Origin of the sequence: Candidatus Ponderosibacter sp. Uisw_141_02, assembly GCF_048087665.1 — a bacterium.
Lineage (GTDB): Bacteria > Pseudomonadota > Alphaproteobacteria > Puniceispirillales > Puniceispirillaceae > UBA3439.
In genome coordinates this window covers 1,087,179-1,101,439 of record NZ_CP159807.1, presented here as the reverse complement: position 1 = coordinate 1,101,439, position 14,261 = coordinate 1,087,179, and the positions used below count along the sequence as shown (strand labels likewise).

Here is a 14,261-nt window from a genome sequence, read left to right as displayed (position 1 = left end):
CGCAAGCACATTGCGCCATTCACAACGGTCACCGGTTTTTACCGATTTGACGTGCTGCAAGGGTGCCTAACAAATGCCGTAATAAGCAAATGGAAACGCGTTCACAAGATGTAATGATGGAGGCCCGGACCGGAATTGAACCGATGTACACGGTTTTGCAAACCGCTGCATAACCACTCTGCCACCGGGCCGCAAGAAGCTATTTGCCGGTGATATACGATGATTTTGATAAGGTCAACGATCTAAACCGACTGTGTCACGCAATTCCTCATGAAATTAGAAACCTCTAATGTAAAAGTTAATGCTAACAATTTCAGGGCGTCTATTAGCACTCACCAAATGCGAGATAGAGTATCGTGACAAGCAAATTAGCCAAGCCGAGCGAACCAGCCAATCTCAAAGTTCAAGTTGGCATGGTGGAATCTGAAAAAGCGAACCCCCTCTATTCGAGAGTTTTTGACATTGCGGCCTTTAGGCGCAAAGCCAATGTCTGGCCAAATAATAGCCAAAAATTCCCCTAAACGAATTTTTCCCTCGGCCTTGAGGGGCGAGCTGATTGCTATAACCAAAACGGACATAAAAATTGCCAGCCATGGCAACCCGCGAAAAACACGCGTATCGCCGCTTATGGTGGGCCAGGACACGGGTTATGGTTTACCGTGATGGATAATCTTCATTTATGCAGAGGCACCCAGATTGAGAGTATTTGCGGTCATTATGTTGATTGGGGCGGGCAGTCATCTGACCCCGCGGTTTCACTTACCCACCGATCTCAAATTGATGTCGGCAAACATCGTGAATATTGTCAGCTTGAATAGCTGTCGTTCTAGGATTATAAGAAATGATGAGCGCAGAGTTTCACAATTAGAACGTTGCCGAAACCGCATGGCCTATCAAAAATAAAAAGAGTAACCACACATGAACCAAAGCCCGTTTGAAATTGCCCGCAAAACGATGGTGGATTGCCAAATTCGTCCGTCAAAGGTCACTGATCAGAATGTTCTTGATGCGTTTTTGACGGTTCCGCGCGAAGCTTTTGTTAGCAAACATCAGCAAGCTGTTGCCTACATCGACGAAGACCTTCCGCTGTCAAACGGGCGCAATCTGATGGAACCCATGGTTCTGGCACGGCTTGTTCAGGCGCTTGAAATTCGTACTGGCGACAATGTTCTTGTTGTTGGAGCGGCCAGCGGCTACGGCAGCGCCATCATCGCGCATTTGGCCGGATCGGTCATTGCGGTTGAAACCCGCGCGCAAACAGTCGAAAAAGCTCAGGAAATCCTTGTTGCACATGGCATTGACAATGCTGCTGTCGTCAAATCGCGGCTTGTTGACGGCTATGCAGATGAAGGTCCTTATGACCAAATTTTGGTTGAGGGCGGCGTTGAAGCAATGCCCGAATCACTGCTACAACAATTGGCGCCAAAGGGACGCTTGGCAGCGGTTTACCGGCCACATGGCGCGCCGGTTGGCGTTGCCAGCCTATGGACACGGTCAGGAAAAGATTTCACCCGTAAATCACTCTTTGATGCCTGCGTTCCAAATCTGGATGAATTTAACAAAAAACCAGAATTCACCTTTTAAGTGATTGGTAAAAACGACATGTTTATGCTGAAAATTCACCGCACCGTCAGAGCAGCGGTTCTCATGGGGTGCATCGGGATAACTTCATCACCAGCATTAGCCATATCACTTGACGAGGCGCTGCGCGCCAGTCTGGAAAATTCTTCAGCGATTGCTGCGGCACGGCAAAGCTGGCTTGCAACGCGTGAAGCCATTGGCACGAACACATCAACCACTGATCTAACAGCGCGGTTAAACGCCACAGGTTCGGTTGGTCAAATAGACAGCAACGCTGGTCAAGGCTTTACCAAATCGCAATATGTATCAACTGGCGTGACCTTGTCAAAAAACCTTTATGATGGTGGTCAAACCAAAGAAAATACGCGTCTTGCCGAAATCAATCTTCAGCAAGCGTCAGCAATCTACGCCAAAACCGAGCAGGGGGTTATTCTTGGCACGATCGAAGCCTATCTTAATGTTTTGAAGGCAGGACGTGAGGTCAAGCTGCACGCCCGTAATCTTACCCGGCTTGAGGCGCATGTAAATGCAGCCAAAATTCGAGTTGATGCAGGCGCTGCCACACCAACAAGGCTGGCTGAAGCCCGCGCCAGATATGCCCGCGCCCAATCAGACTCAATCCTTGCCGAAACAAGATTGACCAATGCCGAAGACAGCTTTCGGTCACTAACGGGCAAAGATGCAAGCGACTTCATCGAACCGTCAGTCACGGGTAATTTGCCAATTAATCTTCTTGATGCCGAAACAAAAGCGCAAGAAGCCCATCCTGATATTTTGGCCGCGATTGCAGCTGAACGCGCTGCCAATCAGGCCTTCAACACATTACAAGCCGCGGTTCGCCCGACTTTGGCCTTTAGCCTTTCTGCCAATACAAAAGCCGGAACGGGCACAACACTCGACCGCGATGAAGTTGCCGCGCAAATGGTGTTTTCATCTCCGCTCATATCAACCAATGCCACCAGTTCAACATCGCGCCGGATCGCCGCCAGTTCCAAACAAGCAAAATTGAACCGTGTCGAGGCAACGCGAAAAACCGAAGTTGCTGCACGCGAAGCCTTTCGCAATTGGCAATCAACCGGCATTCGTGTTGATGCGGTCACGAGCGAGATTGAGGCATTTCGCCTTGTCGCCAAAGGAATCGCGAGCGAAGCGCAATTCGGTCAAAAGACCACGCTTGACCTGCTTGATGCCGAAAAAGATGTCAATGACGCTGAATTAAGTCTTGTTTCGGCTGAACATAACCAGCTTCTTGCCGCCTTTCGCCTTAAAGCAGCGATAGGCAGCCTAACCGCCGAACAGATGGGGCTTGGCGATGTTTTGGGGCAATTGTCCGATATGCCGCAGACACCATCGCCGTTCTATGACTCATTCCCATTTGGTCGCAAACCGATCACCGACTAGATGGGCATTTTCAGCTGCCTATCTGTAATGATTGGAACCGTATGGGTCAAAGCCGCACCGCATAATGCGTCGTCGTCTTCGCGCAAATTGATCCCGCTTGAAAATGTGGTATGGCGCTCGCCTGACCTATCATTTGCCGCAATCGTTTCTTTGCCCCGTCACCTTCGAAATGGTGATAATGTTGGCAATCTTTCGGATATCATCGACCTTAGCGAAGGTGTGATGAATCCAAGCGTGGTGCCTTCTAAAGTGTATTGGCAAAATATTGACCGGTCAGATCAGGCTGAAAAATCCGCTAAAACACCGGCATCGCCGCAACAATCACCGCAGCCAACGCCGAGCAGTGAAACCATTCAATCAAACCAAAATCCGCCATCTTCACAACCGCATGATGACCTGAAATCCAGTCTTCGCCAACAGCTTTATGCCAGGATTGATCATTGGCTTAACGAGAATATGGCTAATTTGGTTGAAGATGCGTTGCAAGCCACCCCACAAAGTCGTACAAAACCAGTCGATAAACCGGAATAAACCTGTCATCAGACGTTGATGGCAAAGACCTTTTAATATGACGATTGTTGGGCATGCCTGATATTTTATCGTCCAACCACTAATAATGACCAATCTGGAACCATGACCGAGCCAACTTTAGCCAAAACCTACGATCCGAAATCCATTGAAGCAAACTGGTATGAAACATGGCTAGATAGCGGTCATTTCGCCTGTACGCCTGAATCATCGGCAACGCCTTATACCATTATGATGCCGCCGCCAAATGTGACTGGCAGCCTGCACATGGGGCATGCGCTGACTTTCACTTTGCAAGATTTGCTGATCCGCTATCATCGCATGGCTGGACGTGATGCCTTATGGCAGCCGGGAACCGATCATGCTGGCATTGCAACGCAAATGGTTGTTGAACGTCAACTTGCCGAAAAGAACATTAACCGCCGTGATCTTGGGCGGGAGGGTTTTATTGAAAAAATTTGGGAATGGAAGGCCGAATCTGGCGGCATGATCCATAAACAACTTCGCCGCCTCGGGGCGTCGGCTGACTGGCAGCGCGAACGTTTTACCATGGATGACGGGCTGTCGGCGGCGGTGATCAAAACCTTTGTGCAAATGCATCGTGAAGGGCTGATTTACCGTGACAAGCGTTTGGTGAATTGGGATCCAAAGCTAATGACGGCAATTTCCGACCTTGAGGTTGAACAGATTGAACAGAAAAGTTCAATGTGGCACATTAGGTATCGCATTAAAGGCACTGAAAACGAATATATTTCTATCGCCACAACACGTCCCGAAACAATGCTCGGCGATGGCGCTGTTGCGGTTAATCCCGAAGACGAGCGCTATCAGCATCTGATTGGCAAAATGGCCATTCTGCCATTATCAAACCGGCCAATCCCAATCATTGCTGATGAATATGCCAAAATGGATAAGGGCTCAGGCGCGGTGAAAATCACACCAGCGCATGATTTCAACGATTTTGAGGTTGGCCGCCGGCATGATTTGCCGTTAATCAATCTGATGACCGCAACCGCCGCGATGGAATCGATTCCAGAAATTCCGACAAAATATCAAGGGCTTGACCGGTATGATGCGCGGCGTCTGATTTTGGCAGATCTTGAGGCTGAGGGGATGTTGGTTCGAGAAGAAATCCTCGACAATGTGGTGCCGCATGGTGACCGTTCCGGCGTTGTGATCGAACCATGGCTGATGGATCAGTGGTATGTGAATGCCGAAAAGCTGGCGCAACCAGCGATCAAAGCCGTTGAGGAAGGGCGCACCAAATTTGTGCCAGAGCGTTGGAACAAGACCTATTTTGAATGGATGCGCAATATCCAGCCTTGGTGTATTTCGCGCCAGCTTTGGTGGGGTCACCGGATCCCAGCATGGTATGGGCCAGACGGGCAGGTTTTTGTCGAAGCGAATAAAGATGACGCTTTGGCTTCGGCAACCAAACATTATGGCAAGGCGGTTGAACTGACCCGCGATAATGATGTTTTGGACACATGGTTTTCAAGCGGGTTATGGCCGTTTTCAACGCTTGGCTGGCCAGATAACACGGCTGAATTAAAACGCTATTATCCAGGCGATGTTCTAGTAACCGGTTTTGATATTATCTTTTTCTGGGTTGCCCGCATGATGATGATGGGCATGCATTTCATGGATGGCGGAGTGCCGTTCCGTGAGGTCTATATTCATGCGCTGGTTCGCGATGAAAAAGGCCAAAAAATGTCGAAATCCAAAGGCAATGTTCTCAATCCTTTGGAACTTATCGATCAATATGGCGCTGATTCTTTGCGTTTCACTTTGGCGGCGATGGCAGCGCAAGGCCGTGACATCAAAATGTCGACAACACGGCTTGAGGGCTACCGCAACTTCACCACCAAAATCTGGAATGCCTGCCGCTTTTTGCAGATGAATTGCTGCACCAGATCGGCGGCAATCGACCTGTCGAATGTAAAAGAGCCAATCAATAAATGGATCGTATCTGAATATAGTGATGCGATTGAAAAAACCACCAAGGCGATCGAACTTTACCGGTTTAATGAAGCTGCTGACGCGCTTTATCACTTTATCTGGAATTCCTACTGCAATTGGTATGTTGAGCTTATCAAACCAAGCCTGAACGATGATGATGTCGATGCCGCAGCTGAAACGCGCGCCACTGCCAGCACCATTTTAGAAGGCACTTTGCGCCTGCTTCACCCGTTCATGCCGTTCCTGACCGAGGAACTGAACCGTGAAATTTTTGCAAGCGATGATCTGTTGATTGCCGCAAGCTGGCCTGAGCCGGTGACAGCAGATGAGGGAAGTGCGGTTATTGAATTGCGTTTCTTGATCCAACTTATCACCGAAATCCGCTATATTCGCGCTGAAATGAATGTTCCTTTATCGGCCAAACCGACCTTGCATTTGCGCGGGATAACCGACCTTCAGCAACGCGCGATCGACAACCAGCAGGCCGCCCTGTTACGTTTGGCGCGGCTTGACGGCATTGCCCCTGTCGACAGCTTTGCCAAAGGCAGCGCACGCGGCAGTGTTGATGGCATGGAAATTGGTCTTCCGCTTGCCGATATTCTGGATTTGACCGCCGAGGCAGCGCGCCTCAATAAGGAAATTGGAGGCGTTACCGCCGAAATTGAAAAAATTTCAAGAAAGCTCAATAATCCGGGCTTTATTGCCAAAGCCCCCGAAGATGTCGTGGATGAAAACCGCCGCCGTCTTGACGAGGAAAATACACGCCTAGATGGCCTAACCGCTGCGTTGAAACGGCTTGGTTAGGCCAAAGACAGCCATTTGATCGGGTCCTTTGCGACCCGTGACGTTAAAGGAGAGTTTAAAATGCCTGACAGCATCAAGCCAATTGATAAAAGCAATTTGCCAAGCCGCCATGTTTCAATTGGCCCTGAAAAAGCGCCACATCGGTCTTATTACTACGCGATGGGCATGACCGAAGAAGAAATCAACCAACCGCTTGTTGGCGTTGTTTCCACTTGGAATGAGGCCGCGCCTTGTAACATTGCGCTTGCGCGTCAGGCACAGGCTGCCAAACGCGGTGTTCGCGAACATGCAGGCACTCCGCGCGAATTTACCACCATTACCGTCACCGATGGTATCGCTATGGGGCATGCCGGGATGAAATCATCACTTGTCAGCCGTGAAGTGATCGCCGATTCGATTGAATTGACCGTTCGTGGCCATTGCTATGACGCTGTTGTTGGCCTTGCTGGTTGTGACAAATCGCTTCCCGGCGTGATGATGGCGATGGCGCGGTTGAATGTCCCATCAGTCTTTATGTATGGCGGGTCAATCCTGCCCGGCCGGTTCAAAGACAAAGACGTCACTGTTCAGGATGTTTTCGAAGCTGTTGGCGCGCATGCTGCTGGCAATATGTCTGACGAAGATTTGCACGAGCTGGAATGCGTTGCCTGCCCGAGTGCGGGGTCATGTGGCGGCCAGTTTACCGCCAATACAATGGCGTGTGTATCCGAGGCGATTGGCCTTGCCATCCCAGGTTCAGCAGGCGCACCAGCACCTTATGAATCGCGTGATGAATATGCCTATCATTCAGGCCGTATCGTGATGGATCTTGTGCGTGCCAATCTTCGCCCGCGGGATATCCTAACCCGCAAAGCCTTTGAAAATGCCGCAACTGTTGTTGCAGCCTCTGGCGGATCAACCAATGCCGGTTTGCATTTACCTGCACTGGCATCGGAATGTGGTATTGATTTCGACCTTCATGATGTTGCCGAAATCTTTAAGAAAACCCCCTATATTGCCGATCTAAAACCGGGTGGGCGTTATGTGGCGCGTGACATGTTTGAAATTGGCGGCGTTCCGGTTTTGATGAAGACCCTTCTTGATGGTGGGTTCCTGCATGGTGATTGCATCACTGTTACCGGCAAAACCATTGCCGAAAATCTTGCCGATGTGACATTCCCGACCAATCAGGACGTAGTTCGGACAACCGATGCACCATTGTCACCGACAGGCGGCGTTGTTGGCCTTCGCGGCAATCTTGCCCCTGAAGGTGCCATCGTTAAGGTTGCTGGCATGAAAAACCTGAAATTCACCGGCAAAGCCCGCTGTTTTGATTGTGAAGAAGACGCTTTTGCTGCGGTTGAACGCCGTGACTATCAAGAAGGCGATGTTTTGGTTATTCGCTATGAAGGGCCAAAAGGCGGTCCGGGCATGCGCGAAATGCTGGCCACCACTGCGGCGCTTTATGGACAGGGCGCTGGTGATACGGTTGCTTTGATCACTGATGGTCGTTTTTCTGGTGCAACGCGGGGCTTTTGTGTTGGCCATGTTGGGCCTGAGGCGGCCGTAGGCGGACCGATCGGCCTGTTGCAAAATGGCGACACCATCATTATCGACGCAGAAACAGGAACAATTGAAGTTGATCTTGATGAGGCCGAATTCGCAAAAAGACGCGAAGCATGGAAACCGCGTGGTACCGATTACAATGCTGGTGCCATCTGGAAATATGCACAAACCGTTGGGTCAGCCGAGAAGGGCGCTTTAACCCATCCAGGCGGCAAGGCCGAAACCCATATGTATGCTGATATCTAAAGCCAAACTAGAAATGCAAAAGCCGGATCACTTTGATCCGGCTTTTTTACTTCGGGCAATTGAAAATCTTCGTGGCTAGGCGCGAAGCTGGCACCAAATCGGGGTATGGTCAGATGGTTTTTCCAACCCGCGCGGTGCCCGATCAATCCCAACATCTTCGAGCCGATCAAGCGCTTCGGGCGATAGCAATAAATGGTCAATCCGTACGCCATGATCGCGCTGCCATGCGCCAGCTTGATAATCCCAGTAACTATAGAAAACACCCGTCGGATTCAGGCTGCGAAGCGCATCGGCATAACCTTTGTGTAGAAGGCTACGAAACGCGCCCCGGCTTTCGGGTCTTGTTAGGGCATCGCCAGCCCAGCCTGCAGGATCATAGCAATCGATATCATCGGGAATGACGTTAAAATCACCACCAAGAATTACCGGCTTTTCATCATTTAGCAAAGCGAGGGCGCGGGCTTCAAGACGCGCCATCCAGCCAAGTTTATAGTCAAATTTGGAGCCCGGTGCCGGATTGCCATTCGGCAGATAAATTGTTGCCACCCGAAAGCCATTAATGGTGGCCTCCATATAGCGTGCCTGTTCGTCTTCAACATCGCCTTCCAGCCCCATAACAACATCTTCAATCGGAAACCGGCTTGCAATCGCCACCCCATTGTAACTTTTCTGGCCATGAAAGGCGACATGCCACCCCATTGCCTGAAACGCATCAATTGGAAAATTTACATCCTGCGATTTTGTTTCTTGAATCAGCAAGACATCGCAAGGATCAGTGGCAAGCCAACCGGTTACAATATCCAGCCGAGCCTTGATTGAATTCACATTCCAGCTGGCAATTCGCATGATGGTTAAACAGAAAAAGACGTGCCGCAGCCGCAAGATGCGGTTGCGTTCGGATTGGTTACGGCAAAATATGATCCCATCAAATCCTGCACATAATCCAGTTCGGCATGGTCAATCAGCTCGATCGACATATCATCAACAACCACATTCACCCCATGAGCGGTGAATACTATATCATCATCATTGCGCTTTTGATCAATGCTGAAATCATACTGAAAGCCCGAACAGCCTCCACCAAGCACCGCAACGCGGAAAAAGCTGCCCTCAGGCTCGCCACTCAGCATATGCTGAATTCGTTCCGCGGCTGACAAGCTTAGGCCGAATACGCCAGCATTTGGCTGTATCGCGGCTGGTGCGCTGGTTTCCAGATTGCTTTGATCGCTCATTTGACTGCCTGTTGCTAATTGCCAATCGCTTATTTTAATATGGCCCCAGATTGCCTGCAAATCAAGGTTAACAGGCAAGCCAAGGTAGAAAGCCAATTGATTGCCCTGCGCAACGATTGCGGTTTTTTGCGGCAACGCCTACATTGGTTCGTAAATCTGGGCAATATTATCCACGAATGGCATCGCCAGCCATCGGTTTTGCTGGGGTTGCCAAGACACATGATTGAACAGGTGTAATTTGACTGCAAATACCGAACATCGTACCCTAGAGGTCTATGCCAGTCATGGACCGGCAAGCCGTGGCCGTTTTTTGGATGAGCAGGAACATCAATCCCCAACCAGCCGCACACCATTTCAGCGTGACCGTGACCGCATCATCCATTCAGGCGCATTTCGGCGGCTGAAACATAAAACACAAGTCTTTGTCTATCATGAGGGCGATTATTTCCGGACGCGCCTTACTCATTCACTCGAAGTTGCGCAGATCGCACGATCGATGGCGCGGGCGCTTGGGCTGAATGATGATCTGGCCGAAGCCGTGGCGCTTGCGCATGATCTGGGTCATACGCCTTTTGGCCATGCTGGTGAAGACGCACTTGACCGGCTGATGACTGAGCATGGCGGTTTTGACCATAATGAACAAACGGTTCGGGTGCTAACCCAGCTTGAACAGCGCTATGCCGGTTTTGACGGGCTGAACCTGTCATGGGAAACGCTTGAAGGTGTTGTAAAACATCATGGTTCCATCAAAGATCGCACCACGCTTCGCCCAGCCATTATCGCCATTGATAAAAATATGGATTTGCAACTCGAGCGCCATTCATCAGCCGAGGCGCAACTGGCGAATCTGGCCGATGATATTGCCTATCTTTCCCATGATTTTGACGATGCGCTTCGTGCTGGCCTATTTGGCATCGAAGATATACGGCCATTGCCACAGGTGGGAAAGGCGCTGTTAGATATAGAAAAAAATCACGGCAATTTAGAATTGAGCCGGATCACCCATGAATTGGTGCGGCGGTTAATTTCGGTTTTTGTCGAGGATATACTTGGCGTATCGGCTGGCAATCTAGCGGCATTGCAGGCCAAGCATGCAGATGATATCCGCAATCACAAAATGCCAGTTATCGGCTTTTCATCGGGCATGGCAGCTGATCTGGAAACCTTGCGCGAGTTTCTGTTCAAAAACATGTGGCGGCATTATAAAGTGAACCGTATGTCAAGTAAGGCAAAACGAGTGGTGACAGATCTGTTTGATTTGTTTATGTCCGAACCCAACACATTGCCAAGTGACTGGCAATTTAGTGGTGGAAAAGCCCTGAGCGACATGACAAATAGCGATCGGGCACGTATTATCGCCGACTATATTGCCTCAATGACCGACCGCTATGCCATTATCGAACATGAACGCCTTTTCGATCTTGGCCCCATTTTACGATAGATTCTGTTTGCGGATAGAGAAAAGACCCGATTACATGAATATTTTTTCCTTCTTTGAAGTTGAATTTCAAACCATCATCAACCGGCTTGTTTCCGCCGATTTACTATCTGGCGACATTGATACAAGCCGTGTTGTCTTTGAGTTGCCACGGGATGAAAGCCATGGCGATCTTGCCACAAATGCGGCGATGGTTTTGGCCAAACAGGCGGGTAAATCACCGCATGATCTTGCTGCCTTATTTGCTACCGAGTTGGCAAAAATTGATGGGGTGAACAGCGTTGATATTGCCGGTCCGGGCTTTTTGAACCTCACCATTGAATCACGTCTATGGACACGGGAAATAGCCGATATTCTTGCTGCCAATTTAACCTATGGCAAAAGCGACATTGGGGCAGGCGAGCCGGTGAATGTCGAATTTGTGTCGGCGAATCCAACCGGCCCATTACATGCCGCCCATGCCCGCGGTGCGGTGATTGGAGATGCGCTTGGCGGGTTGATGGAGTTTTGCGGCTGGAACGTCACACGTGAATATTACATTAATGACGCTGGTGGACAGGTCGATGTTTTAGCGCGGTCAACTTATCTTCGCTATTGCGAGGCGCTTGGCCAGGACATCGGTGCTATTCCGGCTGGTCTATATCCCGGGCTTTATCTCAAAGATGTGGGGCAAGCATTGGCCGCCCGTGATGGCGAACTCTACCTTGATAAGCCTGAAGCCGAGTGGCTTGAGACTGTTCGCGGCTTTGCCATTGACGCTATCATGCAAGGAATCAAAACCGATCTTTTGGCACTTGGCATCAAAATGGATCAGTTTTCATCAGAACGCGCCATTGTGAATTCGGGGGCGGTTGGGCGCGCAATTGATAAATTGCAGCAAGACGGCCATCTCTACCACGGTGTTTTGCAGCCACCAAAGGGCAAAGAGCCGGAAGATTGGGAACCGCGCGAACAATTGCTGTTCAAAGCCAGCGAATTTGGCGATGACACGGATCGGCCTTTGCAAAAATCCGATGGAACATGGACCTATTTTGCTGCCGATGTTGCCTATCATCTTGACAAGTTAGAGCGAACCGGGGGCGCCTTAATCAATATTTTTGGTGCTGATCACGGCGGCTATGTCAAGCGCATGACCGCGGCGGTTGCCGCCTTATCGGGCATGCAGAACATGCTTGATATCAAACTATGCCAGCTGGTGAATTTGCTGGATAACGGACAGCCAGTCAAAATGTCAAAACGCGCTGGTACTTTTGTTACAGTTGAAGATGTTATCGAGGCGGTTGGCGCTGATGTGATTCGTTTTATAATGCTCACAAGGCGCAATGATCAAACCTTGGATTTTGATTTTGCAAAAGTAACCGAGCAATCTCGCGATAATCCGGTTTTCTATGTCCAATATGCGCATGCCCGCGCCTGTTCGGTTATTCGGCAATTTGAAAAAGACCGGACAATCCCCGAAACGGCAGATCTTGGCCTGATTACCGACCCTGCTGAACTGGCTGTCGTTAAAATGCTGGTTGGCTGGCCAAAGCTGGTTGAATCAGCTGCCAGCGCGCATGAACCGCACCGGATTGCCTTTTACCTTGTCGATCTTGCAAGCCGGTTCCATTCATTATGGAATGCGGGTCGGGAAAACCCATCATTGCGCTTTATCCTCGACGATGATGCGGCAACGACAGCCGCCCGACTGCAACTTGTTCAAGCAACAAGTTTTGTTATTCGAACCGGCTTAAATGTGTTATCGATTAACGCCTTAGAAGAAATGTAGAGTGCAAAATGAGCGATGAAGACCAACAGGTTAGCGGCGTCAATTGGGGATGGTTTGTCATCCTTGCCAGCATCATCGCCATTGTTGGCGGCACAACTTACTTTCTGCTGCCAAGCCTGATTTCAAAAACCGTTACAGATATTACAGTGGTCAAAGCGATTGATGAGCCGATCAAGGTAAAGCCTTTGGATCCGGGCGTTGAGGCGGTCGATCACCAAGATTTGCTTGTTGTTGATATCCTGAAAGGCGGCAACAAAGCCGATGATCAAACCGAGACGCTGCGCCCAACATCACCAAGCCCGGAACCACCCCCGGTTACCGAAGTCGAAACCGCAGCAAAATCAGTTTTAAAAACACCCGTAGCAACCAGTGAGAACCAGTCCAACATTGGCAATAAGGCAATGGTTACTAGCGGTGATGAGGCGGCCAAGAAACCAGCCAAGGAAATAGCCAAAAACCCCCTGCCAAAAGCAAAGCCTGTGGCAAAAGATCCAACGGTTAAAGATGCAATTGGGGCAGACACCAAAACAGCGGCCAATGCCAAGACCAGTGCCAAGCCAATAAAACCAGCTACGGAAAATCCGGCTGCGGCCAAGCCCGATCAAGACACCACGTCAAAGATCAAAAAGCGGGTGATCGTGATTGAAGGTGATGAGCCACTTTACATGATTCAGCTTGCCGCGTTTCGCAATAGAGAAAAAGCCACTGAAATGGCGAAAATTTTGTCACAGAAACACAAATCGCGCCTGCAAGATGTCGATCTTGAAACGATGTCGGTTGATACCGGCAGTAACGGTATTTTCTACCGCATTGTCAGCGCCGCATTGCCGCGCCCTGATGCCGATAAGATTTGCGGCGTTTTGCGGCGGTCGGGTCAGGATTGTTTCTTGCGGAAATACACCGCGCCAAGTCCGTAAATTAATGAAAACCCTCAAAACCTTAAACCAAATCTGAACTGGCATTATTACAGCGATTATGACCGACCTACAGGACACATTCACCGCCGATGAAAGCCCCATAGACCGACCAAAGCAGCTGGCGCTTTTCGTTAATCTTGATGGTTTTGAGGGGCCGATTGATCTATTGCTGAAACTGGCGCGGGATCAAAAGGTTGATTTAACTAAAATCGCTATTTTACCATTGGCAGAACAATATCTCAGCTTTGTGAATAATGTTCGTGAACTCGATCTGGAAATTGCTGCCGATTATCTGGTAATGGCGGCATGGCTTGCCTATCTGAAATCGCGGCTTTTATTGCCCGACCCTGAGCCCGAGCAAGCCGAAGAAATGGTCGATATGGCGGATGCGCTGCGCTATCAGCTTTTGCGGCTCGAAGCCATGCAGCAAGCTGCTAAACGCCTGTCATCAATGCCTAAACTGGGGCAACAACGATTTGCCCGTGGCGCACCCGAACAATTTGCCAATACTAGCCAAGCGATCTGGACAGCATCACTTTATGAATTGTTATCATGCTATGGCGATATTCGTTCAACCGAAGATGCCGAAACACTGACCATTGCCTCGACCCGGCTTTATTCGGTTGAAGAGGCAGCAAAGCGGTTGCGCAACCTTATTGGATCAAGCCCGAATTGGACGGTTTTGCAGCATTTCCTGCCAACCGGCCTGCAATCACCAATGGATTTGCGATCGGCAACGGCGTCGCATTTTGTCGCATCACTGGAATTGGCACGCGAAGGCGTGCTAAAACTGCGCCAAGACAATCATTTTGCGCCGTTATATATGAAGGTTAGAGACTAAG

11 protein-coding genes and 1 tRNA gene are annotated in these 14,261 nt (G+C 49.9%); 9 read left to right on the top strand and 3 right to left on the bottom strand.

Going from position 1 to position 14,261, the window contains the following annotated elements; all coding sequences use genetic code 11:
* Positions 1-117 precede the first annotated feature (117 nt).
* Positions 118-191 (bottom strand) — tRNA-Cys (locus ABXT40_RS05595).
* A 727-nt stretch (positions 192-918) separates the two neighbouring features.
* On the opposite strand from ABXT40_RS05595, the gene ABXT40_RS05590 reads away from it, so the two are divergent.
* From ABXT40_RS05590 to ilvD, 5 genes are all read left to right on the top strand, one after another.
* Positions 919-1,584: a protein-L-isoaspartate O-methyltransferase family protein gene (locus tag ABXT40_RS05590; protein WP_443646841.1), complete on the top strand. Its 666-nt coding sequence runs from the start codon at positions 919-921 to the stop codon at positions 1,582-1,584.
* Positions 1,585-1,602: 18 nt separating this feature from the next.
* Positions 1,603-2,982: a TolC family protein gene (locus tag ABXT40_RS05585; RefSeq protein WP_443646840.1), complete on the top strand. Its 1,380-nt coding sequence runs from the start codon at positions 1,603-1,605 to the stop codon at positions 2,980-2,982.
* Positions 2,983-3,009: 27 nt separating this feature from the next.
* The gene (locus ABXT40_RS05580; protein ID WP_443646839.1) at positions 3,010-3,513 is read left to right on the top strand and encodes a hypothetical protein; all 504 of its coding nucleotides are present in this window, start codon (positions 3,010-3,012) and stop codon (positions 3,511-3,513) included.
* Between the two features lie 102 nt (positions 3,514-3,615).
* Entirely contained in the window at positions 3,616-6,273 is a 2,658-nt protein-coding gene (locus ABXT40_RS05575; protein WP_443646838.1) for a valine--tRNA ligase, read from the top strand.
* 60 nt (positions 6,274-6,333) lie between these two features.
* Complete coding sequence (ilvD, locus tag ABXT40_RS05570) at positions 6,334-8,064, top strand: dihydroxy-acid dehydratase (RefSeq protein ID WP_443646837.1); 1,731 nt, start codon at positions 6,334-6,336, stop codon at positions 8,062-8,064.
* A gap of 75 nt (positions 8,065-8,139) precedes the next feature.
* On the opposite strand, the gene xth is transcribed toward ilvD, so the two are convergent.
* Both xth and erpA read right to left on the bottom strand, forming a co-directional pair.
* Positions 8,140-8,910: an exodeoxyribonuclease III gene (gene xth, locus ABXT40_RS05565; RefSeq protein ID WP_443646836.1), complete on the bottom strand. Its 771-nt coding sequence runs from the start codon at positions 8,908-8,910 to the stop codon at positions 8,140-8,142.
* 5 nt (positions 8,911-8,915) lie between these two features.
* Positions 8,916-9,296, bottom strand: coding sequence for an iron-sulfur cluster insertion protein ErpA (gene erpA, locus ABXT40_RS05560; RefSeq protein ID WP_443646835.1), 381 nt, complete (start codon positions 9,294-9,296; stop codon positions 8,916-8,918).
* A 238-nt stretch (positions 9,297-9,534) separates the two neighbouring features.
* On the opposite strand from erpA, the gene ABXT40_RS05555 reads away from it, so the two are divergent.
* From ABXT40_RS05555 to ABXT40_RS05540, 4 genes are read left to right on the top strand one after another with little or no spacing between them, the layout of a single operon-like run.
* Positions 9,535-10,737, top strand: a complete 1,203-nt coding sequence (locus ABXT40_RS05555) for a deoxyguanosinetriphosphate triphosphohydrolase (RefSeq protein ID WP_443646834.1) — start codon at positions 9,535-9,537, stop codon at positions 10,735-10,737.
* A gap of 34 nt (positions 10,738-10,771) precedes the next feature.
* Positions 10,772-12,502 carry an arginine--tRNA ligase gene (gene argS, locus ABXT40_RS05550; RefSeq protein ID WP_443646833.1) on the top strand — a complete coding sequence of 577 codons (1,731 nt, stop codon included), beginning with the start codon at positions 10,772-10,774 and terminating at the stop codon, positions 12,500-12,502.
* A gap of 8 nt (positions 12,503-12,510) precedes the next feature.
* Positions 12,511-13,419, top strand: a complete 909-nt coding sequence (locus ABXT40_RS05545) for an SPOR domain-containing protein (protein ID WP_443646832.1) — start codon at positions 12,511-12,513, stop codon at positions 13,417-13,419.
* 58 nt (positions 13,420-13,477) lie between these two features.
* On the top strand, positions 13,478-14,260 hold the full coding sequence (locus ABXT40_RS05540; protein ID WP_443646831.1) for a segregation and condensation protein A: 783 nt from the start codon (positions 13,478-13,480) through the stop codon (positions 14,258-14,260).
* Position 14,261 lies beyond the last annotated feature (1 nt).